Origin of the sequence: Rhizobium mongolense subsp. loessense, assembly GCF_900099775.1 — a bacterium.
Classification (GTDB): domain Bacteria; phylum Pseudomonadota; class Alphaproteobacteria; order Rhizobiales; family Rhizobiaceae; genus Rhizobium; species Rhizobium loessense.
Map to the genome: position 1 here is coordinate 242014 of NZ_FMTM01000007.1, position 25335 is coordinate 267348.

General features: G+C 60.3%; 24 protein-coding genes. 7 read left to right on the plus strand and 17 right to left on the minus strand.

Translation table 11 applies throughout. From position 1 onward, the window contains the following. The first annotated feature begins 4 nt into the window (after window positions 1–4). A complete protein-coding gene (locus BLP23_RS22265) occupies window positions 5–646 on the plus strand; it encodes a DUF1007 family protein (protein ID WP_092586958.1) in 642 nt (213 codons plus the stop codon). Beyond that, complete coding sequence (locus BLP23_RS22270) at window positions 640–1713, plus strand: nickel/cobalt transporter (RefSeq protein ID WP_092586959.1); 1074 nt, start codon at window positions 640–642, stop codon at window positions 1711–1713. Before BLP23_RS22265 ends, BLP23_RS22270 begins: the two co-directional genes overlap by 7 nt. Before the next feature lie 4 nt (window positions 1714–1717). On the opposite strand, the gene BLP23_RS22275 is transcribed toward BLP23_RS22270, so the two are convergent. The 4 genes from BLP23_RS22275 to BLP23_RS22290 form a co-directional block, all read right to left on the minus strand. Then, window positions 1718–1924 (minus strand): hypothetical protein, encoded by a 207-nt coding sequence (locus tag BLP23_RS22275; protein ID WP_092586960.1) that lies wholly within the window; start codon window positions 1922–1924, stop codon window positions 1718–1720. Beyond that, a complete protein-coding gene (locus BLP23_RS22280; protein ID WP_092586961.1) occupies window positions 1921–2613 on the minus strand; it encodes a GNAT family N-acetyltransferase in 693 nt (230 codons plus the stop codon). The genes BLP23_RS22275 and BLP23_RS22280 overlap by 4 nt, the downstream gene beginning before the upstream one ends. Window positions 2614–2678: 65 nt before the next feature. Further along, window positions 2679–3398, minus strand: coding sequence for a tellurite resistance TerB family protein (locus BLP23_RS22285; protein ID WP_092586962.1), 720 nt, complete (start codon window positions 3396–3398; stop codon window positions 2679–2681). 102 nt (window positions 3399–3500) lie between these two features. Beyond that, window positions 3501–4139 carry a 2-dehydro-3-deoxy-phosphogluconate aldolase gene (locus BLP23_RS22290; protein WP_092586963.1) on the minus strand — a complete coding sequence of 213 codons (639 nt, stop codon included), beginning with the start codon at window positions 4137–4139 and terminating at the stop codon, window positions 3501–3503. A gap of 151 nt (window positions 4140–4290) precedes the next feature. Between BLP23_RS22290 and BLP23_RS22295 the strand changes: the two genes are divergently transcribed. From BLP23_RS22295 to trhO, 3 genes are all read left to right on the plus strand, one after another. Continuing rightward, complete coding sequence (locus BLP23_RS22295) at window positions 4291–4779, plus strand: CYTH domain-containing protein (protein WP_022715924.1); 489 nt, start codon at window positions 4291–4293, stop codon at window positions 4777–4779. After that, a complete protein-coding gene (locus BLP23_RS22300) occupies window positions 4757–5665 on the plus strand; it encodes a CHAD domain-containing protein (protein WP_092586964.1) in 909 nt (302 codons plus the stop codon). The genes BLP23_RS22295 and BLP23_RS22300 overlap by 23 nt, the downstream gene beginning before the upstream one ends. An 81-nt stretch (window positions 5666–5746) precedes the next feature. After that, entirely contained in the window at window positions 5747–6676 is a 930-nt protein-coding gene (gene trhO / locus BLP23_RS22305) for an oxygen-dependent tRNA uridine(34) hydroxylase TrhO (RefSeq protein ID WP_092586965.1), read from the plus strand. A 2-nt stretch (window positions 6677–6678) separates the two neighbouring features. On the opposite strand, the gene BLP23_RS22310 is transcribed toward trhO, so the two are convergent. From BLP23_RS22310 to BLP23_RS22325, 4 genes are all read right to left on the minus strand, one after another. After that, window positions 6679–8886 (minus strand): bifunctional diguanylate cyclase/phosphodiesterase, encoded by a 2208-nt coding sequence (locus BLP23_RS22310; protein ID WP_092586966.1) that lies wholly within the window; start codon window positions 8884–8886, stop codon window positions 6679–6681. A gap of 171 nt (window positions 8887–9057) precedes the next feature. Beyond that, window positions 9058–9834 carry a MetQ/NlpA family ABC transporter substrate-binding protein gene (locus BLP23_RS22315; RefSeq protein WP_092586967.1) on the minus strand — a complete coding sequence of 259 codons (777 nt, stop codon included), beginning with the start codon at window positions 9832–9834 and terminating at the stop codon, window positions 9058–9060. Window positions 9835–9868: 34 nt separating this feature from the next. Beyond that, window positions 9869–10534, minus strand: coding sequence for a methionine ABC transporter permease (locus BLP23_RS22320; protein WP_092586968.1), 666 nt, complete (start codon window positions 10532–10534; stop codon window positions 9869–9871). Next, window positions 10524–11597 carry a methionine ABC transporter ATP-binding protein gene (locus BLP23_RS22325; protein ID WP_092586969.1) on the minus strand — a complete coding sequence of 358 codons (1074 nt, stop codon included), beginning with the start codon at window positions 11595–11597 and terminating at the stop codon, window positions 10524–10526. The genes BLP23_RS22320 and BLP23_RS22325 overlap by 11 nt, the downstream gene beginning before the upstream one ends. A gap of 11 nt (window positions 11598–11608) precedes the next feature. Here BLP23_RS22325 and BLP23_RS22330 point away from each other — a divergent pair, with 11 nt between their 5' ends. Beyond that, window positions 11609–11971 carry a hypothetical protein gene (locus BLP23_RS22330; RefSeq protein WP_139187097.1) on the plus strand — a complete coding sequence of 121 codons (363 nt, stop codon included), beginning with the start codon at window positions 11609–11611 and terminating at the stop codon, window positions 11969–11971. Window positions 11972–12035: 64 nt separating this feature from the next. On the opposite strand, the gene BLP23_RS22335 is transcribed toward BLP23_RS22330, so the two are convergent. From BLP23_RS22335 to BLP23_RS22360, 6 genes are all read right to left on the minus strand, one after another. Then, a complete protein-coding gene (locus BLP23_RS22335) occupies window positions 12036–13409 on the minus strand; it encodes a GH1 family beta-glucosidase (protein ID WP_092586971.1) in 1374 nt (457 codons plus the stop codon). A 297-nt stretch (window positions 13410–13706) separates the two neighbouring features. Then, window positions 13707–14894 carry a Gfo/Idh/MocA family protein gene (locus BLP23_RS22340; protein WP_092586972.1) on the minus strand — a complete coding sequence of 396 codons (1188 nt, stop codon included), beginning with the start codon at window positions 14892–14894 and terminating at the stop codon, window positions 13707–13709. 196 nt (window positions 14895–15090) lie between these two features. After that, window positions 15091–16143, minus strand: coding sequence for a sugar phosphate isomerase/epimerase family protein (locus tag BLP23_RS22345; protein WP_092586973.1), 1053 nt, complete (start codon window positions 16141–16143; stop codon window positions 15091–15093). Between the two features lie 247 nt (window positions 16144–16390). Continuing rightward, a complete protein-coding gene (locus BLP23_RS22350) occupies window positions 16391–17341 on the minus strand; it encodes a substrate-binding domain-containing protein (RefSeq protein ID WP_022715935.1) in 951 nt (316 codons plus the stop codon). Between the two features lie 73 nt (window positions 17342–17414). Next, complete coding sequence (locus tag BLP23_RS22355; RefSeq protein ID WP_092586974.1) at window positions 17415–18425, minus strand: ABC transporter permease; 1011 nt, start codon at window positions 18423–18425, stop codon at window positions 17415–17417. Window positions 18426–18496: 71 nt separating this feature from the next. Then, window positions 18497–20020 (minus strand): sugar ABC transporter ATP-binding protein, encoded by a 1524-nt coding sequence (locus BLP23_RS22360; RefSeq protein WP_092586975.1) that lies wholly within the window; start codon window positions 20018–20020, stop codon window positions 18497–18499. Between the two features lie 168 nt (window positions 20021–20188). Here BLP23_RS22360 and BLP23_RS22365 point away from each other — a divergent pair, with 168 nt between their 5' ends. Beyond that, entirely contained in the window at window positions 20189–21220 is a 1032-nt protein-coding gene (locus BLP23_RS22365) for a LacI family DNA-binding transcriptional regulator (RefSeq protein ID WP_092586976.1), read from the plus strand. A 49-nt stretch (window positions 21221–21269) separates the two neighbouring features. Here BLP23_RS22365 and xylA read toward each other — a convergent pair whose 3' ends face one another. The 3 genes from xylA to BLP23_RS22380 form a co-directional block, all read right to left on the minus strand. Continuing rightward, window positions 21270–22580 carry a xylose isomerase gene (xylA, locus tag BLP23_RS22370; RefSeq protein WP_092586977.1) on the minus strand — a complete coding sequence of 437 codons (1311 nt, stop codon included), beginning with the start codon at window positions 22578–22580 and terminating at the stop codon, window positions 21270–21272. Between the two features lie 158 nt (window positions 22581–22738). Further along, window positions 22739–24193: a xylulokinase gene (gene xylB / locus BLP23_RS22375; RefSeq protein WP_092586978.1), complete on the minus strand. Its 1455-nt coding sequence runs from the start codon at window positions 24191–24193 to the stop codon at window positions 22739–22741. Between the two features lie 16 nt (window positions 24194–24209). Then, a complete protein-coding gene (locus BLP23_RS22380; protein ID WP_092586979.1) occupies window positions 24210–25235 on the minus strand; it encodes a LacI family DNA-binding transcriptional regulator in 1026 nt (341 codons plus the stop codon). Window positions 25236–25335: the final 100 nt, after the last annotated feature.

Genomic DNA, 25335 nt, shown 5'->3' on the forward strand with positions numbered 1-25335 from the left:
ACACATGAAGAAATCCACTTACGTGATGGCCGCGCTAATCTTGCTTGCGCCAGCCGCGGCCATGGCACACCCGCATATTTTCGTGGAAGCTCGGCTCGAAGTCGTGTCGGCGCCCGATGGGAGCGTTCAGGAGTTGCGTAACGTCTGGCGTTTCGACGAGGTATTCTCCTCGTCCGTCGTCATGGATTTCGACAAGAACACCGATCTGAAGCTGGAGCCGAACGAGCTCGCCGAAGTCGGCAAGACTGTCCGGGAGTCGCTCTCGGACTACGACTACTACATGAATCTGACGATCGACGGGAAGAACGTGACCGTACAGAAGCCGGACATCATTCACGTCGACTACAAGGAAGGTCAGCTTCTGATGTTCTTTGCGGTAAAGCCTGCGCAGAAGATGCCACTGAAGGGCAAACTGACCTTCGGCGTCTACGACCCCACGCTCTACACTTCGATCGACTTCCCGACGGACAAGGAGCTGGCAACGGTCGGGGACGGCTTCAAGAACTGCAAGCATGATGTGCTGCGGCCGGATGCCGACCAGGTGATTTCTCAAAACAAGCAGTCGCTGACCGACGCTTTCTTCAACGATCCCACCGGCACCGACATGTCCAAGCTCTTTGCCACCAAGCTGGAGGTTTCATGCTGAAACGGAACGCTTTGCTGTTCCTCCCAATCGCCGCAATTGCACTGCTTGCGCTCATGAACGTGGCGCATGCGCAATCACCGCTCGGGATTGGAACTGCGGAGCCGAGTTTCCAGCCGACAGGCGGACCGCTGGCGCCGCTGCTTGCCTACATCAATTACGAACAGCAGGCCTTTTACCGCGCGCTGACGGATGCCCTGAAGGCAATGCGTGAAGACCCGTGGCAGCTTGCGTCGCTGATCGGCCTTTCCTTCGCCTATGGCGTCTTCCATGCGGCCGGTCCTGGACATGGCAAGGCCGTGATCTCCTCCTACATGATCGCCAACGAAATCGAGCTGAAGCGCGGGGTAGTGATCTCCTTCATCTCAGCCTTCGTTCAGGGCGCAGTGGCTGTGGCGCTCGTCGGCGGTGCCTGGCTTATCCTGCGTGGCAGCGGAATAACGCTGACGCAGGCGACGAATGCGATGGAGATCACAAGCTTCGTCATGGTCATCGCCTTCGGTGGTTGGCTGCTCTTTCGCAAACTGCGTTCGATGATCGGCGGCCTGCCAAAGCGTGAAGTCGTGGAAACATCGGCCGGTCCGGTCAGCATGATGCTCGACTGGAAGGATAATGAAAGCCGCAGGGAAGCCTATGCCTTCGGCGAGAAGCAGGCACGCAAGGCTGGGCACAACTTCGTCTCCGGCATGGCCTGCGAAACCTGCGGCCGCTCTCATGCGCCGGACCCGTCGCTGCTGGGCGGCGACAAATTCAGCATTCGGGAAGCCTGGTCTGCCATCGTTGCAGTCGGCCTTCGCCCCTGCTCGGGCGCGCTGCTCGTCATGACCTTTTCGCTGCTGAACGGCCTTTATCTCGGTGGCATTCTTTCCGTGCTCGCCATGTCGCTTGGCACGGCCATCACCGTCGCCGTCCTCGCGATCCTTGCCGTCACCGCCAAAGGCACCGCCGTCCGCATCTCCGGCCCTGGCTCAGCGAAATCGATCTGGATTGGCAACGCGATCGAAATCCTGGGCGCCGTCCTGGTGATTTGCATGGGCGTTCTGCTGCTGGGCGCCTCGCTTCAGGGGTAGGCTCTTATTTCCCCCTGCCTCGCTGATAGTGCGCCCTCAGCCAGAATATCGCGAAGAAGCCGAGCAGGAGCGCCGCGCCGGCAATGACTGCAAGCACGGGTGAATAGCTGGCGATCCAAAGAACGAGCGTCGGCAGGAAATAGATGACCAGTCCCGCGCAAATGAGGATGGTCGCGGCGGCGATCGCCTGAGAGCGGCTTTCGGGGCTCATGCGAGCCTTTCCTTTTCAAGATCGGAACGGATATCCTGCAGGCGCCGACGCTGCTTGCCTTCAGCATCGAAGTTCTCCGGCGAAAGCCAGGTCTCGAAAGCTTCCCTGATCAGCGGCCACTCGCTGTCGATCATCGAGAACCAAGCCGTGTCGCGGTTGCGGCGCTTTGAGATCATATGCTGACGAAAGACACCCTCGAACCTGAAGCCGTAGCGCGTGGCCGTCGTCTTGCTGGCCTCGTTGTTGTTGTCGCACTTCCATTCGTAACGGCGGTACCCGAGGCCCTCGAAGACATGCTTGGCCATCAGGTAATGTGCCTCGGTGGAAAGCGGCGAACGCTTCATATCCGGACCGTGCGCCACGCCGCCGATTTCGACGACGCCGTTGGCCGGGTCGGCACGCATATAATTGGCCATGCCGACGATCCTGCCGATGGCAGTGTCGCGGAAGACGTGGGTGAGCCAGCCAGACTTGGTATGGGCGTTCTCAAGCCAGTTGGCGAAATCGTCGATGCCGGTGAAATCGTCCTGCGCGAAGTAGAGAAGCAGTGGATTGATGCCCATGCCGCCGAGGCCGTCCCAGAGCGCCTGAAGGTGCTCCGCGCGGACATAGGGCTCGACCGTCACGTAGCGCCCCTCCAGTCTCACATAATCAGGTGCCGGCACCTTGAAATTCGATAGATCGCGCATGCTCACTCCTCTCATCGGAAGAGTGGGATAGGCCAGCCGCCTTGGAAAGGCAACCAGCCTGCATGTCACCGTGACAAGGAAACCTTGGCGGAGGAAACCGTTGCTTCGATGTGGTCCACAAGCGCATCGGCAAGGCCAAGACGGCCGGCAAGAAGATCGAGATAGCCGCGTTCGGCCCGCGAGTCCGGCTCGATCGTCAGGCGCGAAGCCGTATAGAGCTCGACTTTCTGTTCCTCCGTAGTGGCGGCGGCGACCAGCGCGTCGAGATCGGTCGGCGAGGCAAGCTCGTGCTCGATGAAGGACGCGGCTTCGCCGGTGACGTCGGCGGCCCTCATCTTGTCCATGATGTGCGCTCGCTCGGCGTCGTCGATATGTCCGTCTGCTTTGGCCGCCGCGATCATGGCGCGGATCAGCACGAGGGCAAATTCGTTGCTGCCAGCAGGCGAAGCCGGACCGAAACCGGAGTCCGCGGGTGCCGGCAGAAGAACCGGCGTTGAAGGCGGAGGGGCATCCGAAGGCGTGGCAGGTGCCTGGCCCGCCTGGTAATTCTTGTAGGCCTGGTATCCGAGGCCGGCGATAGCTGCGAGCCCGCCGATTGCCAGCGCGTTGCCGGCAATGTTGCGGCCCGTCTTCGTTCCGAGCAATGCGGTCGCCAGCGCTCCGGCTTTCCACGGATTATCCTTGGCCAACTGGACGGCATCACCGGCCCGGTTGCGGACACTTCCGCCGACGCCCGGTATTTGCGACCCCAGGAACTGGTCAAGAAGCTTCTTCGCGTCGAACATCCTTCATCGTCTCCCTGTTGAGGCAGACCTGAAGATAGGAAGCGGAACGGCAATTACAAATGCCGGCGAAACCGCCGGCATCCTGAAGCGATCAGGAAAACGTCAGGCCTTCAGCGCAGCCGCTTCCGAGGCGAGCTTGGTGATGCCTTGCCAATCGCCCGCAGCGACAAGTTCCTTCGGCGCCACCCAGGAGCCGCCAACGCAGATGACGTTCGGCAGCGACAGGTAATCATTGGCGTTTTTTAGCGAAATGCCACCGGTCGGGCAGAAGACCGTGCCGGCGAGCGGCGAGGAAAGGGCCTTGAGATATGCGGCACCGCCCGCCTGCTCGGCCGGGAAGAATTTCAACACCTGGTAGCCTTCTTCGCGAAGCGCCATGACTTCGCTTGCCGTAGCAGCGCCCGGCAGCAGCGGAACGGGCGACGCCGAAGCGGCATCGAGCAGTTCTTGCGTGGCCCCCGGGCTGACGACGAACTTCGAGCCGGCAGCAACGGCCGCATCCCACTGCTGGGCATTCAGGATCGTGCCTGCGCCGACTTCTGCACCTTCGACTTCCTGCGCAACGGCACGGACCGTATCGAGTGCTGCAGGCGTGCGCATGGTGATCTCGATCGCCTTCAGGCCGCCCGCGACCAGCGCACGCGCCAGCGAAACGCCGGACTTCACGTCATCGACGATAAGCACCGGAACAACGGGCTGGAGTTTGAGGATGGAAAGGAGCTTTTCTGTCTTCTCGCCCATGGCCGCACGGTTCCTTAAACGATTGAATTGGGCTCCCGAATACCTCTATGGACCTGCTTTGTCGAGACAAAACAGATGCGGTAAGAAGATGGGTATCACTCCCGGGAGTTTTACGTTACGGTACGGCGATCGTCACAAAAGGTTCACTGAAATGGCGAAAGAGATCGAGCGGAAATTTCTGGTACGCAACGACGGCTGGCGCGCCAAGGCCGAGACGAAATCGATCCTCAGACAGGGTTACATCGCCTCGATGGACGACCGGTCCGTGCGTGTGCGCATCCTTGATGGAAAGCGCGCGCGGCTGACGATCAAGATCGGCCGCAGTACCGTGACCCGCGACGAGTTCGAATACGAGATCCCCGTTTCTGACGCCGAAGAGCTGATGCAGAGCACCATTGGCCTGGTGATCGAAAAGACGCGCTACCGCGTGCCGCATGACAGCTTCGTGTGGGAAGTCGATGTCTTTGCCGGCGCGCATCGCGGTTTGGTGATCGCTGAGGTGGAGATGAAGTCCGAGAATGACGATCCCTCCCGCCCGGCCTGGCTTGGCCGCGAAGTGACCGGCGATTTCCGCTATTCCAACCAAGCGCTCGCGACCGAATTCGAGTACGATCAGGATGCCCTTTCGCATACGGCCTGATTTCGATTTCACCGATCAGTTCCGAAGAGTGGCAACGGACCAGCTGGAACGTGCCATTACCGTTCTCGAGCAGCGGCCGGACGGCGCGCATGCGGCGGTCCATGGTTTTCGCAAGAACGTAAAGCGGCTGCGCTCTCTTTACCGGCTCGTTGCGAAAGAAGCGCCTGACTTTCAGAAGCGACAAAATGCCAGGCTGCGCGATGCCGCAAAATCGCTTTCATCGATCCGGGACGCAGCAGCCCTGATCGGCACTGCCGAATATTTGCAGAAAGGCGCCCGCGGTGACGCAGAGAGCGAGGCGCTCAGCCGCATCGTCACCATTCTGCAATCACGGCGTGACTGGATGGTGGAGGCCGAAAGCGGCCTTGAACAGAAACTTCACGACACCGCCGTCTCGCTGAAGGACGCGATCACCGCAGTCGATAAGGTTTCTTTCAAGAGCAACCAGCGCAGAAACGCCCGCATGCTCGCCAAAAGCTGGCAGCGAACTTTGCGAAGAGCGCGGACAGCGCTCGATGCATGCCGCGATACGGCAGCGGTCGAGGATTTTCATGAACTGCGCAAACGAACCTATGACTACCGGCTCTATCACGCGCTGCTGCGCAATCTGTGGCCCGCCGCGATGAAGGCGAAGCAAGATGCAGCCAAGGATCTCGCAGAGCGGCTCGGCCACGTCAACGATCTCTCGGTGCTTTCGCAACTGGTTGAGGCCGAGCCGCAGCTCTTTACGCGCAATGAAGATCTCGCCCACCTGCTCGATGCCATCATCTTCCGCCAGCAGGAAGAGCGGCAAAGCGCGCTCGCCGACGCCGGCCGCGTCTTTGCCGACAAACCGCAAGACGAGGCGAACCGGATTGAAGCCCTCTGGCTGTTGAGCCCGAACTGAATTCGACAAGCGCCGAGGCGTCGCTGCGGGCCGCAATGGCAACGCTTGCGCGAAAACGCTTCAGACTGTATTTCAGCGCGCATGACCGACAGCATCAATCACACCAGCCCGTTCCTCGTGGCGGCGCTTTATCATTTTGTTTCCGTGCCGCGCTTCGAAAGCCTGTGCGCGCCCCTGCAGACGCTTTGCGAAGAAAACGGCGTGAAGGGAACACTGCTCCTGGCGCATGAGGGTATCAACGGGACGATCGCCGGGCCGGATGCTGGCATCGAAATAGTGCTCGCCTACCTGCGGGCGCAGCCGGAATTCAACGCCCTGGAGCACAAGGAAAGCCGCGCATCCAAAATGCCTTTCCTGCGCATGAAGGTGAAACTCAAAAAAGAGATCGTCACGATGGGCGTCGACAATATCGACCCCAACAAGGTGGTTGGGACCTATGTGCTGCCGCAGGATTGGAACGCCCTGATTTCCGATCCCGACACCATCGTCATCGACACGCGCAACGACTACGAAACGGCGATCGGCACCTTCCGTGGCGCCGTCGATCCGAAAACCAAGACCTTCCGCGAGTTTCCCGAATGGGTGCGCCAAAACACCGGCCTGCACAACAAGCCGAAGATCGCCATGTACTGCACCGGTGGTATCCGCTGCGAAAAGGCGACGGCTTTCATGAAGGAGCAGGGTTTTGAGGAGGTCTACCACCTCAAGGGCGGCATCTTGAAATATCTGGAGGAAGTTCCGCAGGAGGAAAGTCTGTGGGATGGCGCCTGTTTCGTCTTCGACGAGCGGGTGTCGGTCGAGCACGGACTGAAGGAAGGCGACCACAAGCTCTGCCATGCCTGCCGCAATCCGATCACCGCAGAAGAGATCACGTCGCCGCTTTACGAGGAAGGCGTTTCCTGCAGCAACTGCTATTACACGCGCACTGAAGACGACCGACTGCGCTATCGCCAGCGGCAACTGCAGATCGCGCTTGCCAAGAAACGCGGCCAGAGGCACATCGGGACCTAGGTTCAGGCAGCGGTTATCTGGCGCGGCATCGCGTCCAGGGCACGGCGTGCTTCAAGCATTTCGGTGATCCTGTCTGCCGGCACCGGCTTGCTGAAAAAATAACCCTGCAGGCAATCGCAACCGAAGAGACGAACGGCGAGCGCCTGCTCTTCCGTCTCGATACCCTCGGCCGTCACCGGAATATCCAGTGAGCGGGCAAGCGCGACGGTTGCCTGCAACATCTCGCGCTGGCTGTCGCTTTCGGTCACGCCCTCGACCAGCGAACGGTCGATCTTGATGCGGTCGAAACCGAATTGGCGGAGATAGCCGATCGACGAAAAACCCGAGCCGAAGTCATCAAGCGCGATCTTGACGCCGAGCGTCTTCAGCCGCTCGATCGATTGCCGGGTGCGCTGCGGATTCTGGATCATGTATCCTTCGGTGATCTCCAGTGTGACGCGCTCCGCCTCGATCTCCGTCTGTTTCAGGACATAGCGAACATAGTCGGTAAAGGCCGGATTCCGGAACTGGCCGGGGGAAACGTTTACGGCAACGCGCAGCTCCGGCCATTGCTTGGCGGTCTCGCAGGCCTTGCGCAGCACAAAGAGACCGAGCGCCTCGATAAGCCCGCTGGTTTCGGCGATCGGAATGAATACATCCGGCGAGACGGGTCCGTGGCCGGGACGATTCCACCGCACCAGCGCTTCAACGCCATTCATCTCGTGTGTAGAGGCATCGATCAGCGGCTGATAGGCAAGCGTCAGATCGCCGCTTTCGATCGCAACGCGCAGATCGAGTTCAAGCGCATTGCGCTCCTCGCGGTCGGCATCCATCGCGGGATCGTAAAGCGTCATGCGGGCCCGGCCCGCTTCCTTGGCCTTGTACATCGCAAGATCGGCGCGGCGGACCAATTCTTCGCGGCTGATCGCCCCGCCAGCAGCCATCGCGATGCCAATGCTGGCGCCGATGACGACGACGCGCCGGCCGATCTCCAGCGGCTCCGCCAGGAAATCCAGAATCTGTTCCGAAAGCTGCAGTGCATCGGCGTTGCCACCTTCAGACAGGAAAGCAATCGCGAATTCGTCGCCACCAATGCGCGCCAGAACCGCGCCGTTAGGGATCAGCACCTTGAGCCCGGCCGCGACCGCCCGGATCAACTGATCACCGGTGCCATGCCCGTAGCTATCATTGACTTCCTTGAAACCGTCGAGGTCGAGATAGAGAAGCAGTACGTTCTTACCGGTCTGCTTCGCCTTGGCAACGACGTCGTCGACAGCAATCCCCAGGCCTTCACGGTTCGACAGCCCGCTGAGGCGATCGCGGAGCGCATCCTCGCGGGCATTGTTTTCCTCCGCCTTCAGCCGGCGACCGGCGAGCCAGCCTATGACGAGCAGGCCGGCGAAGAACAGCCCGACGAGGCCGAGTGCCTTCACAACCGTCGGGCGCACCTGTGCATAGCTGATGTCGCCCGGCGAACGCGAAATCCATACAAGTTTGCCGAGGGCCTTGCCGGCGGCATCATCGATCGCTACGGAATATTGCGCGTCATAAGCGGCTGGCACCAGCTTTAATCCCTGGATGACATAGGTCTCCCCGAGGTTCTTGATCGTTTCGTCGTTCAGATGGCGCGCAAAAATCAGGTAGCGGCGCTGCCCTGCAGGTGCATTCAGCGTGCCGGATTTTTCGCGCACGAGCGCAACGCCGACTGCCGCGATGCCTTTCTTGGTGCTGACGAAACCCACGGCTTCCGGTGCTTCAAGCCCGGCGGCCTTCACTTTGTCGAACAACGTCCAGAACGATGGCGCAAAGAAATCGTCAAGCCCGCCCTCCATCGGCTGGCCGTCGCGATAGACCATCAGCGGTTTCTTGTCGTCATCTATGACGATCGCCACGTCGAAAAGCGCGCTGTTGGAGGACATTTCGCCGTAGTTGCTGGTCGTCCAAGCCATGCCGTCCCTGGCGTAGACATTGACGGCCGCATCGTCCCAGGCGGCATAGTCGTTCAGCGTCGCGCCGAGTTGCGCTTCGAATGTCTTGAGCGCCCCGGCCGTGGTTTCACGCGAACGTTCGTCGTCGAGAATATTGGCGTTATCGGTGACGCGCGACAGCGCCGTCAGCACCATGACGGTAACGACCGCGACCATAACAGCAAAGGAAAAGAGCACACCGGTAACAGTTGTGTGGCGGCCGATCCCCGAAGCCTGATTTTTTTGCCTAAAGAACGCAGGCATGCATTACTCCCCGATAACGGGGGACTTTGCCAGTCAAGGCTTCAAAAACGGTTAAAGCGAACGGTATAAGGCTTCATCCCAGTGATTTTTCTCTATGAAGATCCCTGGGCATTGAAATACCCTTCCCGCGGAACGGGAAGAGCTTGATTTCATAATGCTTTTGGCCGTCGCTTACCAGCCTGCGATGACCGAGCCCTTGAAAGTATCGGCGATGAACTGTTTCACGGCATCGCTGTGATAGGCTTCGACCAGCGTCTTCACCCAAGTCTCATCCTTGTCCTTCTCGTTGACCGCCAGAATATTGACATAGGGCGCCTTTTCGCCTTCGCGGGCAATCGGATCCTTCGAAGGATCAAGGCCAGCTTCCAGCGCGTAGTTGGTGTTGATAACAGCGGCATCTACGTCGTCCAGCGAACGCGGCAGCTGGGCGGCATCGAGTTCGGCGAACTTCAAATTCTTGGCATTTTCCGTGACATCGGCAGGTCCGACCTTCAGGCTCGCGCCATCCTTCAGCTTGATCAGTCCCTTATCGGCGAGGATCAGCAGTGCGCGGCCGCCATTGGTCGGGTCGTTGGGGATTGCGACGGTAGCACCATCAGCGAGTTCATCCAGGCTCTTCACCTTCTTGGAATAAACGCCCATCGGGAAGTTGACTGTATAGGCGACGTCAATGATCTTGAAGCCGCGATCGGCGACCTGGTTGTCGAGATAGGGCTTGTGCTGGAACGAGTTGGCGTTCAACTCGCCATCGGCAAGCGCCTGGTTCGGCACGACATAGTCGGAAAATTCCAAAATCTCGATGTCGAGGCCCTTGGGCGCTGCGACTTCCTTCACCTTCTCCATGATCTGCGCATGCGGACCCGGCGTGACGCCAACTTTGATGGTTTCGGCCGCGGCAGCAGTCGCAAAGGCAGCTGCGAAGGCGGCTGCGAGGATGATTTTCTTCATCGGTCTTTTCTCCTTGGGTTATGGGGCAATTCGATCAATTCTTGCGGGATCGCTTGTCGAAGCGGCGGGCAAGCGCATCGCCGGCGCTCTGCACGGCCTGGACGAGCAGGATCAGGACGATGACGACGACCAGCATCACATCCGGCATGAAGCGCTGGTAGCCATAGCGGATACCGAGATCGCCGAGCCCACCGCCGCCCACGGCGCCGACCATTGCCGAATAGCCGATGAGGCTGACCAGCGTCATGGTGAGCGCCAGTGTCAGCGCCGGCCGCGCTTCGGCAAGAAGCACCTTGCGCACGATCTGCATCGGGGTCGCACCCATGGCGCGGGCGGCTTCGATCAGGCCCTTGTCGACGTCACGTATGGCGGCTTCGACGAGCCGCGCGAAGAACGGAATGGTTGCGATCGTCAACGGCACGATCGCTGCCTTGGTGCCGATCGACGTGCCGGTGACGAGGCGCGTGAAAGGAATGATCGCGACGACGAGGATGATGAAAGGCGTCGAGCGCGTCGCGTTGACGACCAGTCCAACGACGCGATTGACGGTAGGCGCCGGAAAGAGCTCGCCGCGACCGCTAGTTGCCAGGAACACACCGATCGGCAATCCGATCAGGGAGCCGATGAAGCCGGCGATCGCCACCATGCGCAGCGTATCGAGCGTTGCCTTGCCGATGAGAAGCAGAAGATCAGGAGACATAGCCGAGCACCTCCGCAACGAGACCGTTCGCCTTGAAGAATTCACCCGCTTTGGCTGACGTCCCATCATCCGCTGCATAGGCGATGATGAGCGAGCCGTAGGGTTCACCGCCGATCTCGTCGACCGTTCCGGCGATGATGTTGATATCCGAACCCAACGTCTGAATGAGCTGCGAGATCAGCGGCTGTTCCGCAGTGCGCCCGAAGAACGTGATGCGCACGGCAACGCGACCGCCTTGTGTCTTCTGCGGCCGCAGGCCGGATGCGAGCGCTGCCGGAAGCTTCGAGCCCGGCAAACCCGCAAGCAATGCGCGCGTCGTCGGATGTTGCGGCCGGGTAAAGACATCGAAGGTGCGGCCGCGCTCGACGATGATACCCTTGTCGATCACCGCGACGTCGCCGGTGACGGCTTTGACGACCTCCATCTCGTGGGTGATCAGAAGCACCGTAAGCCCCAACTCTGCATTGATGCGCTTCACGAGCTCGAGGATCGACTGGGTTGTCTCGGGATCCAACGCGGAGGTCGCTTCATCGGAAAGTAAAAGTTTCGGCTGCGTGGCGAGCGCTCGGGCAATGCCGACGCGCTGTTTCTGGCCACCGGAAAGTTCTGCCGGATAGCGGTCTCGTTTGTCGGAAAGCCCGACGAGATCGAGCAGCGGCTCGACGCGAGCGCGAATGGCGTCCTTGTCGAAACCGGCGATTTCCAGGGGCAGCGCCACATTGCCGAAGGCGGTACGCGAGGACAAAAGGTTGAAATGCTGGAAGATCATGCCGACCGAACGGCGCAGCGTACGCAGGCCAGCCTCGTCCAGGTCGGGAACGTTGACGCCATCGACGATGACCTTGCCGCTCGTCGGACGTTCCAGGCCGTTGACAAGCCGGATCAGCGTCGACTTGCCGGCGCCGGAACGCCCGATGATGCCGGTAATGGAGCCGCGCGCGACGGCGAAATCGACCGCATCAAGTGCGGTAAACGATTTTTTCTCGGCGCCGAAGCGTTTCGATACCCCTTCGAAGAGGACGGTATTTGCAGCATTGGCCGCGCTGGAAAAGTCGGAATGCATGGATGCTCTCGATGTTCAAAAAAGTCCGCAATCGCCGAATGGCTGGGGACGCGGCGCGTCTGATCAGGCCGGCATTCGGCAACGCATTCGGAACAGAGAGGCAGTCTTTATCATCGCACAACCGGAAGATTCAATTTGATCGGCGCATGGCTGCCATGCGCAGGGATGTAATGCTTTATGGCGGAGTTCCAGTCGCGATTGACAGAGAGATTTTTTCCTTGAATCGGTCAGTGCGGCAAAAAACCACCCATTGTGCAATTGTCTGGCTCACGAAACGCGCGCCGCTTGCTTCTTCCCCCAGCGAGGAGAAATCCTGGAGCGTCAGCGAGGCGACGAGGGGTGAGCGACGAAAGGAGCGAACGACCGAACGATGAGGCCGGGTCTCCCATAAGGCCCTCATCGGGCCTTTCGGGCCCTCTCACAAAGAGGCGGGGGTATTCAACTTGCTTTGTGATTGCCCGCCGGAAACTGGCTTGCCAGCTCCCGATACCACTTGCCGCTCTTCTTCACGGTGCGGACCTGGGTGTCGTAATCGACATGCACAAGGCCGAAACGCATCTTGTAGCCTTCCGCCCATTCGAAGTTGTCCATCAGGCTCCAGGCAAAGTAACCGCGCATCGGGTAGCCGTCCTTGATGAGGTCGGCAACGACCGCCAAGTGATCGCTGTAATAATCGAGTCGCGGCTGGTCATCGACCTCGCCGTCGACCACGTCCATGTTGTAGCAGGCGCCGTTTTCGGTGATGTAGCATTCGGGCAGTTCATAGCGACGATAGAGGTCTTCGACGATGTGCTTGAGGCCGGGTGAATAAACCTCCCAGCCGATATCTGTCTTCACGTCGCTGGCACGCGGTGCTTCGGCCGTCCAGGGGAAATCGCCGCTCTTCGCCGGGTCGTCGGCAACACGCAACGGCGTATAGTAGTTGAGACCCCACCAATCGAGCTTCTGGTTGATGATATTCATGTCTCCATCTTCGATGATGGGCATGCGGTCGCCGAGCGCTTCCACGAACTCGCTCGGATACTCCCCCTTGAAGACCGGATCGAAAAAAGCGCCGTTGTGGAACTGATGCGCGCGTTCGCCGGCTGCGATATCGGCCTTGCTCTGCGATCCCGGAATGACGGGCATCGCATTCAGCACTAGGCCGGCTGGCACCTTCGGCGCCTCGGCGCGGATCGCCTCGACGCCAAGCCCGTGCGCAAGGTTCATGTAGTGCATGGCGTGAAGCGCTGCCTGCATGTTGCGCTCGCCCGGCGCATGGATGCCGTAGAGATGGCTGAGCCAGACGATGCACCATGGTTCGTTGAAGGTCGCGACACTGTCGAGCCGGTCGCCGAGACGCGCCATGACGGTCTTTGCGTAGCGCTGAAAGGCGTAGGCCGTGGAGCGCGCCGTCCAGCCGCCGTCGCCTGCCAACAGCAGCGGCAGGTCCCAGTGATAAAGCGTCGCGAAGGTCTTGATGCCACGCGTCTTGCAACCGTCGACGAGGCGGTCGTAGAAATCAAGACCTGCTTCATTCACAGGCCCGGTGCCATCCGGAATGATGCGCGGCCAGGCGATCGAGAAGCGATAGGCCTCGACACCCATGTCCTTGATCAGGTCAAGGTCCTCTTCGAGCCGGTTGTAGTGATCGCAGGCAACATCGCCATTATGGCGGCTATAGACACGGCCCGGCATGTTGCAGAAGGCATCCCATATTGACGCCTTGCGCCCATCCGCTTTACTGGCCCCCTCGATCTGGAAGGCAGCCGTCGCGACGCCAAAGGAAAAATCGCCCGGAAATCGGGAGGCGAGTGTCTTAGGATCGATCATCTGAAAACCCCGTCTGGTCATGGACTGGTCGTTTCGAGCGGCGGTTTAGCCAAAGGAACCGGCGTTGTACAGAGTGGAAATGTCAATCCTGCAACGTTGCAGACGGATAGCGGACCCAATGGCTATAGCCAGGCTACGTGCCGCCCTTCGCGCTAGCTTCTCCCCGCAAATGGGGCGAGGGACCATCTCTGGCGCAAGCGCGCGTTCTGCTGAAGCGGTACGACAATATACCCTTCTCCCCGCCTTCAGGGGAGAAGGTGGCGTCAGCCGGATGAGGGCTCGCCGAAGACCTGGTCATCAGAGTTTGACCCAAGCCCCATTCCGCTTCGACGAAGCAACGCAGGCCTCGACGAAGGCAACGCCCTTCACGCCGTCATCCACGGTCGGATAGACCACGGCCTTTTCGACAGCTTTGCCTTTCTTGTGCGCATTGATCGCATGCGCCGCTTCCGTGTAGATCGTCGCGAAGGCTTCCAGGTAGCCTTCCGGATGACCGGACGGAATGCGCGAGACGCGGGCAGCGGCGGCACCGGAACCTGCGCCGTTGCGGGTAATCAGCCGCTTCGGCTCGCCGAACGGCGTGTACCAGAGATAGTTGGGGTCAGCCTGCACCCACTCAAAGCCGCCCTTGGTGCCGTAGACGCGGATCTTCAGCCCATTCTCATGGCCGGGAGCCACTTGGCTGCACCAGAGCATGCCCTTGGCCGGCTTCTCCTTGCCTTTTGCCTTGAAGCGCAGAAGCACGTGAGCATTATCGTCCAGGCGACGGCCCTCGACGAAACTATCGAGATCGGCCGCGAGACTATCGAGTTCGAGGCCGGTGATGAAGGAGGCAAGGTTATAGGCATGCGTGCCGATATCGCCGGTCGAGCCACCCGCGCCCGACTGCGCCGGGTCGGTGCGCCAGACGGCCTGCTTGGCACCGCTCTGCTCGACAGGCTCTGTCAGCCAGTCCTGCGGATATTCGGCCTGTACGACGCGGATATCGCCGAGTTCGCCATTGGCAATCATCTCGCGCGCCTGACGGACCATCGGATAGCCGGTGTAATTGTGCGTCAGGATGAACAGTGCGCCGCTCTCGTCGGCGACCTTCTTGAGTCTTTTGGCATCGGCAAGATTGGAGGTGAGCGGCTTATCGCAGATGACGTGAATGCCCCGGCGCAGGAATTCCTTGGCGGCATCGTAGTGGACATGGTTGGGCGTGACGATCGAGACCGCCTCGATACCGTTCTTGAGCTTTGCCTCACGGATCGCCATTTCCCGGTAGCTCGCGTAGGTGCGCGACGGGGGAAGGCCGAGATCGCGGCCCGATGCGATCGCCTTTTCCGGCGTCGACGACAGCGCACCTGCGATGAGTTCGTATTGATCGTCGATGCGGGCCGCTATGCGGTGCACGGCGCCGATGAAAGCACCCGCTCCGCCGCCGACCATGCCGAGGCGGATGCGCGGCTCGCGCGCCTGTTCCGTTGATCCTTCAATTGCCATAGGTTCCTCCAAAGAAATGAGTGTTTGCCGACGGTGCCGAGATCCTACTCCCTAGCGGGAAGAAGGTGGCGGTAGCCGGATGAAGGGGTGCGGCAGACGTAGTCTTTCGCTATGTGCTCAAGACGTCGATCCGCTCCGCCCCCTCATCTGTCCTTCGGACATCTTCTCCCCGCTGGGGAGAAGAAAGAAGCAAGGCTCACAGCCCGAGCATGCGGCGGTTCGCCGCCTGGTCCGTTCCGCTGCCGGCAAAATCGTCGAAGGCCTTCTCGGTGACGCGGATGATGTGTGCCTTGACGAACTCAGCACCCTCACGCGCACCGTCTTCCGGATGCTTCAGCGCGCATTCCCATTCGACAACGGCCCAGCCGTCGAAATTGTTGGCCGTCATTTTCGAGAAGACGGCGCCGAAATCCACCTGGCCGTCGCCGAGCGAGCGGAAGCGGCCAGCGCGATCGACCCAGCCCTGGTAGCCGCCATAGACGCCCTGACGCCCGGTTGGATTGAACTCCGCATCCTTGACGTGGAACATCTTGATGCGATCCTTGTAGATGTCGATGTTGTCGAGATAGTCGAGGCACTGCAGGACATAGTGCGATGGATCGTAGAGCATGTTGGCGCGCGGATGGTTGCCGACCCGCTCCAGGAACATCTCGTAGGTGACGCCATCATGCAAATCCTCGCCGGGATGGATTTCATAGCAGACGTCGACGCCACACGAGTCGGCATGGTCGAGGATCGGCTTCCAGCGGCGGGCAAGCTCGTCAAAGGCCGTTTCGACAAGACCGGCCGGACGCTGCGGCCACGGGTAGATGAAGGGCCAGGCAAGCGCCCCTGAAAAGGTCGCATGTGCCTTGATGCCGAGGTGCTTGGAGGCCGTCAGCGCCATCTTCACCTGCTCGACCGCCCATTCCTGCCGCGCCTTCGAATTGCCGCGCACTTCCGGTGCGGCAAAGCCGTCAAAGGCCTCGTCGTAGGCAGGATGCACGGCCACCAGCTGGCCTTGCAGGTGGGTCGAAAGCTCAGTGATCTCGATGCCGTTTTCCCGCGCCTTGCCGGCGAATTCGTCGCAATAATCCTTGGAGCTGGCGGCCTTCTTCAGATCGATCAACTGACCGGCCCAGGTCGGAACCTGCACGCCCTTGTAGCCGATATCAGCCGCCCATTTGGTGATCGCATCCCATGAGTTGAAAGGTGCGGCATCGCCCGCAAACTGCCCGAGGAACAGGCCAGGCCCTTTGATCGTCTTCATGTCAGAATCCTCCCTGATGATCGACCGTAAACGTTTATGATAACTTCTAGCACGGATTCTGGCGGGAGCCAGGCGCCCCACGCCCTTGCGGCAGATGCAACTGAAAAGCCGAAAGTCAAACTGAAGTGAACTAATCACGCCTGCCTGGAGGCTGCAAGAGGTACGTGCCGCATTCTTGACCACGGCGCATGCCCGCAAGGAAAGAAAATGCGCCCATTTTCGCAAATGGGCGCATTACGGTCGAAGATCAGAACGGAGAATCCGGGAAATAGAAGTCCTTGGCGTTATCCTTGGTGATGAGCGTCGCGTCGAGAATATAGGTACCGCGCACCGGAACCTGATCGTAGAAATTTGCTGCCGTCATTTCCATCGCCGTGCCGACCATCGCCGGCGGATAGAGAACGTCGACCGGGATCAGCTTGTCGCCGTCTATGACCTTCTTGACCATGTCCTTGGAGCCGGCGCCGGCGATAACATACTGGATGTCCGTCCGCTTGGCCTGCTCGATGGCCTGCAGCACGCCGACGGCCATGTCGTCGTCCTGGCACCATACGACGTCGATCTTCTGGTACTTCGTCAGATAGTCCTGCATGACCTTGAAGGCGTCGTCGCGGTTCCAGTTGCCGTACTGGCGGTCGAGAACCTTGACGTTCGAACCGGCGATGCCTTTGTCGAAGCCGTCCTGGCGCTGCTGGTCGATCGGGATCGGCAGGCCGCGGATGACGACCACCTCTGCATCGGGCGTGTTTTCCTTGATGTACTTGCCGGCGACTTCGCCAAGCGCGGGGTTGTTGCCGGCAACGTAGAGGTCGCGAACGGAATCATCGTTGTTGCTCGGCGCACGGTCGACGAGCGCCACGAACTTGCCGGCGTCCTTGATTTCCTTGATGGCGTTGACGAGCGGATCCGGATCCGACGGCAGGATGACCAGGGCATCAATGCCTTGTGTCGCAAGATCCTGCACGGCGTTTGCCTGGCTTGCGGCATCTGGCGAGGTCTTGACGATGACGTTCAGGCCCGGATGTTCGGCCATCAGCAGCTTTGCCACGCGCTCTGCATGGAAGACGACGCCGGCCGTCCAGCCATGATCGGCTGCGGGAATGGAAACGCCAATCGTCACCTTCTTGTCCTGGGCATACGAGACGCCCGTGAGGACCGCCATGGCGGCGACGGCCAACCCCAAAATTTTTTTACGCATTTTCTCTCTCTCTCTCCCAATGTATGACTGGGTCTAGTCGATCGAGGACCGGGCGACCCATAAACCCGGCTATTCACGGTTTGCGTACCAGCGACCGCTGAACCAGCATGGCGATGATGATGATCGCCCCCTGGATGGCACCGATCAGGTATTCGCTGATGAAATTCGAAAGCAGCATGATGTTGCCGACGAGTTCGAGGATGAAGGCGCCGCAGATCGTGCCCCAGACCCGGCCCGCGCCACCCTTGAGCGCCGTGCCGCCGACAACCACGGCGGTGATCGCCTGCAGTTCCCAAAGGATGCCGGTCGTTGCCGAGGTCGACCCAAGTCGCGGCACATAGAGAAGCACGGCGATGGCGACGCACAGGCCCTGGATGACAAAGGCGATGGTGCGCACGCGATTGACGGCGATACCGGAATAACGCGCCACGTCGCTGCTGGAGCCGACCGCCACGACATGCCGCCCATAGCGGGTGCGGTAAAGGACGAAGGCTGCAACGCCGGTGACGGCAAGGATCACGGCGATCGGAACCGGCACGCCGAGGATGGACCCGAAATAGGCCGGGCGGTAGAGTGTCTGCAGTTCGGGCTCGCGCAGCGTGATGGCGCCGCCTTGCGAAAGCCAGGTGGTCAAGCCGCGATAAACGCCCATGGTGCCGAGGGTGGCGATGAAAGGCTCGATCTTGCCAACGGTGGTGATGAGACCGTTCGCAAGGCCGCATGACGCGCCGATTACGATCGTGAGCACGATGGCAGCCGTCAGCATCAGCGCCGGATCGGCGATCGCGCCGGAATTCATGAACAGGATCATCAGGCTGGCGACGAAAGCAACCATCGACCCCACGGAAAGGTCCAAGTCACCCGCCGAAATCACGAAGGTCGCGCCCACGGCAATGATGGCAATGAAAGCGCTTCTCGTCGCAACATTGGCAAGGTTCGTGATGCCGATGAAATTCGGATTGACCAGCGCCCCGACCACGAGAAGCAACGCCAGTGCCGCGAAGGGCGCGACCGCCCGAAGATCGACATCGCGCCAGGAACGGCGCCGGCTTTCCTTTTCGCTGCTTTCCTCGCTTATACTCATGTTCAAAACCAACCTCCCGTCCCATTGCCCTTGGGAATTCGCTGCCACGCCCCGACCGGATTATTCGCCTGTCAGGCAGCAATCTTTTTTTTCAATCCAGCCGCGTAGCGCATGATTTCCTGTTCGGAGATCTCATCGCCTTCCAAAATTCCGACGATCCGGCCTTCACGCATCACGGCGATACGCGTGCAAAGTCCGATCACCTCCGGCATCTCGGAAGACACCACGATGATCGAATGACCATCGCGGGCCAGTGCCGAAATGAAATGATAGATCTGCTGCTTGGTGCCGACATCGATGCCGCGGGTCGGCTCGTCGATGATGATGATCTGCGGCTCGATCTCCATGACTTTCGCCAGCAGCAATTTCTGCTGGTTGCCCCCGGACATGCGGCCGGCAACGATATTGCCGTCCCTGACGCGGATGTCGAAGCGACGACGGGCCCTTGCCATCGCAGAGGCTTCGCTCGCAGCGCTCAGATAGCCGAACCGGCCATGCTTGTCCAAGGATTGCAGCGTAAGGTTGGCAATCATGCCGGAGTTGAGAAGCAGTCCCTTGGACTTGCGGTCCTTGGTCATGTAGGCCAAGCCTGCGCGATTTGCGGCATGAACGTCGTGCGGAGGCACGGACTGTCCGTTGACCGTGACTTCACCCGATGCGCGCGAGCGCAAACCCATGATCGCCTCCATAAGCTCGGTACGGCCGGATCCGATCAAGCCGGAAAAGCCGAGGATCTCGCCTCTCCGGACCTCGAAACTGGCATCACGGACATAGTGGGTCGATACCGAATTGACGCTGAGCACGACCTCTTCATCGACATCGGGCTCGTTCTTGGCGGGATAAAGGCTGGAGAGCTCCCGCCCGACCATCAGCTGAGCGATCGATTCGCCGTCCAGAATCGAGGTGGGCGAGGTCTTCACCCATTGGCCGTCGCGCAGCACGGTCACCCGGTCGGTCAGTTCCATGACTTCGTCGAGCTTGTGGGAAACGAAGACGAAGCTCGTTCCCTGGTCACGAAGCTTGCGCACCTGCTTGAACAGGAAGTTGATCTCCTCGCGCGATAGCACCGCGGTCGGTTCATCCATGAATACGATCCGCGCGTTGCGGCTGATCGCCTTGGCGATCTCCACCATCTGCTTGTCGGCGATCGACAGCGTATTGATCTGCGCATTCACGTCGACATGCGAGCCGAGGAGATCAAGGACGCGCCGCGCCTCGGCGCGCATGTACTTGCGGTCGAGCACGCCGAAACGCGTGACTTCGCGACCGAGAAACAGGCTCTCGGTAACGGTCAGATGTTCGGCGAGATTGAATTCTTGGTGAATGATGACGATGCCGAGCGCCTCTGCAGCACCATTGGGCGGCAGCGTTACTGGTTTGCCGTCGAGCAGGATTTCGCCGGAGCTTGGCTCTTCGAAACCGGAAAGGATCTTGACGAGGGTGGATTTGCCGGCGCCGTTTTCGCCCATCAGCGCATGGATTTCGCCGGCGCGGAGGTCGAAATTGACGCTGAAGAGCACCTGCACGCCGCTGAACGACTTGCTAATTCGCCTTGCCGACAGCAGCACCGCGCCTTCGACGGTCTCCGGATTCATTATTCCCCTCCCCACGGCTCCCGTCCGCTTTATGGACTGTGTAAACCTTTACATTGGCGATGTAAAGGTTTACATCATTGGATACATGAGAATTTTTCAGCGTCGCCTTTGACCTTCGGGGAAGTCTGTGTAGTGTCCCGGTCAAGACGAGACCCAAGGCAGAGCGCAGTGTCGAATTCCACTCCCGCAACAATCGAAGACGTCGCCCGAATTGCCCAGGTTTCGATTGCAACGGTCTCCCGCGCGATCCATATGCCCGAGAAGGTCGCGAACTCGACACGGCTCAAGGTCAACCAGGCGATCGCCATCACCGGCTACACGACGAATGCGATGGCGCGCAGCCTGCGGCTCGGCCGCTCGAACATGATTCTCGTCGTCGCGCCCGACATCGGCGACCCGAATTTCTCCAGCATCCTGGTCGGATTGGAAAATGAAGCCCGCGCGCACGGCTACGGCATTCTCATCGGCCATACGCAGAATGATGCGCAGCGCAGTCTCGAATATCTGAAGTTCCTGAATTCCAATCAGGCGGCCGGGCTGATCCTCTTCACCGGCATCCTGCCCTTCGGCCACCAGACCATGACGGCGCGCCTGCCGCCCAGCGTCGGCGTCTTCGAACCGGTCTTCAACGGCGGCATTCCCTATGTCGGCGTGGACGACATCGCGGGCGCCCGCAAGGCCGTCGACCTGCTGATTGCCGAGGGCCATCGGAAGATTGCCTTCATCGGGGATTCGCGCACCCGCCTCGCCTACAGCCGGCGGCGCATGGGTTATGAAGCCGGATTGGATGCCGCTGGCGTTAGTCCCGACCTTCGAATTGTCTTCGAAGGCGACGGCACGATTGAAAGTGGCCGCCTGGCGGTCGAACAGCTTTTTATGCGCGATACCCTGCCGACGGCCTTCATGTGCGTCAACGACCAGACCGCCATCGGCGTCATGATCGGCCTTGGCGCGCGCGGCTACGATATCCCTCGGGATTTTTCCGTGACCGGCTTCGATGACGTGCCTCAAGCCGTCTTCATGTCACCCTCGTTGACGACGATCCGCCAGCCACGCACAGCCATCGGCAAGCATGCCATGGCGCTTCTGCTCGAACTGCTGTCGGACGGTCAGCCCGCCGAAACGGAAATCCTGCTCAGACCCGATTTGGTGGTCCGCAACTCGGTCTCTGCGCCCTCGCGTAACTGGATGAGGAAGTAAGAAGGACTACGGCGGCAGCCGAATGAAAGCTGCCGCCGGCCGGCATTTCTTAAACGTAGCGGTTGACGACGTTTTCCAGCAGTTCCTGCTTGCCGGATTTCGGCTGCGGGTTGATGTTTCTGGTTTCAACCCACTCTGCGATCTGCTCCAGCGAGTATTCGCCGCGCAAGAGCTTCTGGCCTTCGGGGGCGTTCCAGCCGGCATAGCGATCCTCGAGCGGTTTGGAGAGCGCCCTGTCCTCTATCATCCTGGCCGCCGCCTTCAGACCGCGAGCACAGCAATCCATGCCGCCGATATGGCCGATCAGCAGGTCCTCCGGATCGAGCGACTGGCGGCGCAACTTGGAATCGAAGTTCGTGCCGCCGGTCTTGAAGCCGCCACCTGCTAGGACGTGGTAATAGGCCAGCGCCATTTCCGGGACGTTGTTCGGGAACTGGTCGGTATCCCAGCCGGACTGGTAATCGTTGCGGTTCATGTCGATCGAGCCGAAGATGCCGAGCGCGTTGGCAAGCGCCAGCTCGTGCTCGAAGGAATGGCCGGCGAGGATCGCGTGGCCCTGCTCGATATTGACCTTCACCTCATTTTCCAGGCCGTTCCTTTTCAGGAAGCCGTAGACGGTCGCGACGTCGTAGTCGTACTGGTGCTTGGTCGGCTCCTGCGGCTTTGGTTCGATGAGGATGGTGCCCTTGAAGCCGATCTTGTGCTTGTATTCGACGACGAGGTTGAGGAAGCGGCCGAGCTGATCGAGCTCGCGCTTGAGGTCGGTGTTGAGCAGCGTCTCATAGCCTTCGCGGCCACCCCAAAGCACGTAGTTTTCGCCGCCGAGCTTATGCGTCGCATCCATGCAGGTCTTCACCGTCGCAGCCGAAAATGCAAAGACATCCGGATCCGGATTGGTCGCGGCACCCGACATGAAGCGGCGGTTGGAGAAGAGGTTCGCCGTGCCCCAAAGCAGCTTGACGCCGGTCGCAGCCTGCTTTTCGGCAAAATAGTCGACAATCTCGTTGAGGTTCTTCGTGTTCTCGGCAAAGTTATTGCCTTCCGGGCGAACGTCGGCGTCATGGAAGCAATAATAGGGCGTGCCGAGCAGCTGGAAGAATTCGAAGGCAACGTCGGCCTTCAATTTCGCTGCCTTCATCGTGTCTTCGAACCAGGGACGCAGAAAGGTCTGGCCGCCGAAGGGATCGCCACCCGGCCAAGTGAAGGTATGCCAGTAGGCAACCGCAAAGCGCAGGTGGTCTTCCATGCGCTTGCCCATGACAATTTCGTCGGGTTGGTAGTGGCGGAAGGCGAGCGGATTGGTGCTGTCCGGGCCTTCATAGTTCACTTTCTGGATATCGCCGAAAAATCCGGTGCTCATGATGTTGTCTCCTTGGGTTTCACTCTTGTCGGTTAGCAGCCAGGCGCCCCCTCACCCTACCCTCTCCCCGCCAGGGAGAGCGGGGGCAAGGGCCGCCGAAAGTACTTTCTCCCCAGAGGGGAGAAGGTGCCGGTAGGCGGATGAGGGCAGCCTCAACCTCAATGCGCCAGCGATTTGATCGCGGGATAAAGCGCCCGATAACGCCTGTAGGCGTCCTCATAGGCACCACTCAAAGCCGCGACCGGCTCGATCGTTTTTGCCGTCTTCGGCGGCGTGCAGACTGAAACCGGCTCGACGCCTGTCGCCGCGATCAGCCCAAGCCGCGCCGCGCCGAAGGCCGCGCCGAAATCGCCGTCGGCGGGCAGATCGACCGGGACGCCGAGCGCCGTTGCGATTGACGCCAGCCAATAGTACGAGCGCGAGCCGCCGCCGATGGCGGTGACGCGAGATATATCGGTGCCTGCCGAACGCAGCGCTTCGAGATTATCGCGGATTGCGAAGGACACACCTTCGATCACCGCCTGTGTCAGTACGACCCGACTGCTCTCATGCTCGAGGCCGATGAAGGCGGCACGGATGACGGCATCATTGTGCGGCGTGCGTTCGCCCGAAAGATAAGGAAGAAACGTGACACCAGAAGGTGCCTTCAGCGTCTCGCCGAGCTCGTTCGTGAGATCGGCCGCGGATTTACCGGTGACGTTCGAATGCCAGTTCAACGCATCGGTGGCCGAAAGGATGACGCCCATCTGATGCCAGGTGTTGGGTAGTGCGTGGCAGAATGCATGGACCGCACTCTCTGGCTTCGGCAGGTAGGCGGCATTCGCCGTGAAGAGAACGCCGGACGTGCCGAGCGAGACGAAGGCCGCGCCATCGCTGACCGTGCCCATGCCGCATGCAGACGCTGCATTGTCCCCTGCCCCGCCGGCGACGACAACATCGCCTGCAATACCCCACGTGGCGGCGATTTCGCCGCGCAGCTTTCCTGCCTGCGCCGTGCCTTCCACCAGCGCCGGCATCTGCTTTTCCTCGAGACCGGTCGCGGCAAGAAGCTCCGTCGACCATTTGCGTTTGCCGGTATCAAGCCAGGACGTACCGGCAGAGTCCGACATTTCGGAAATGTGCTCGCCCGTCAGCCAGAGCCGCAGGTAGTCCTTCGGCAGCAGCACCTTGGCAACCTTGGCGAAAATTCCCGGTTCATGCTTGGCGACCCAGGCAAGTTTCGGTGCGGTAAACCCGGGAAAGACGATGTTACCCGTCAGCTTGCGGAATATTGGATCGGCATCCAGCGCCGCTGCCTCGACATAAGAACGCGTATCGTTCCAGAGAATGCAGGGACGCAGCACCCTATCGTCGGCATCGAGCAGCGTCGCGCCATGCATCTGGCCGGAAAGGCCGACGCCTTTGACGGCCGCGAGCTCTTTCGGGTGTTTCGCTTTCAGGCCCGCAACAGCCTCCTCCGTTGCGCGGATCCAATCTAACGGTTCTTGTTGCGACCAGCCGGAATGTGGCCGCGAAACATCGAGCGAACCATTCGCCGAGCCGATGATCTTCTGATCGCCGTCGATGAGCATCGCCTTGACGCCCGAGGTTCCGAGATCGAGACCCAGATACATGTCATTCTCCTTGCCGTTACGGCAGATTGTCTTTCAGGAATATGTCGAGCCGGATCCGCTCCTGCGCGTCGATGACGGCAAGCCCGTCGGCCTTTGCTTTGAGAACCCGGATCGCACTGCGGACCTCATGGCCGGCGTTCTGGTTGAGGATCGCATCGATCGTGCCGTCGATGAGGGCTGCGCGCGTATGGACGGTCAATTCATGGGCGACGACTGTCAGCGGGCGGCTCGAGGTTCTCTCCTTCAGCGCCCTGACAAGTCCACGGTTGCCGGCGCCTAGGCTGTAGACGCCAATCACCCGCTCGTGCTTGGACAAGACGTCGGCGACCAGCATATGCGCCAGTTCCGGATCGTCGCGGCCTTCGAGGACGGGCAGGATGGAAAGCTTCGGAAATTCCTCCGCCATCAACGCGGCAAAGCCTTCCAGCCGCTCGCGATGGTCGCGCACGAGCATGGAGCCGGCAAGCACCGCCACCTCGCCCTTGGCATCACCAAGAAAGCGTCCGAGAAGACGCGCTGCGGTTCTTCCAGCAGCGATGTTGTCGACACCCGCATAATGATGCCGGCGCGAACCGGTGAGGTCTGAAACCAGCGTAACGACAGGAATGCCGTCGCCCACCAGCTTGTCGACCGCAGCGACTACCTCAGGCGCATCGGTGGCGACAAGCGCAATCCCGGCGGGACGTTCATCGGCAAGCTTTTCGACTGCCGCAACCAGAGCGGCTGGATCGAAGGCGGCAACTTCCACTGTGCGAATACTCGTCCTCTCTAACGGCGAACGGATCATCGCTTCGCGGATCTCGGCGTGCAGCCCGTGCATGAAGGAATTGTCTGAGGCAGGCAGGATGAAAACCAGCGGATAGGTGCGACTCTTGGCGAGGTTGGCGGCGGCAACATCGCGCACATAGCCGATCTCGCGGATTGCCGTTTCCACTTTTTCGCGCGTGATGCGGCGCACACCGGGGCGCTGGTTCAGCACGCGGTCAACGGTCGCCAAACTGACCCCCGCTGCAGCGGCGATATCATGAACTGTGGGCCTCATCGCTCCTCCTGATGAAACCATTATCGCCAAATTTGATGTACGTAAATCAAAAATTTCAAACGGCTGTCGACCACCAAGAAAAAGGCCGGCATGGTCTCCC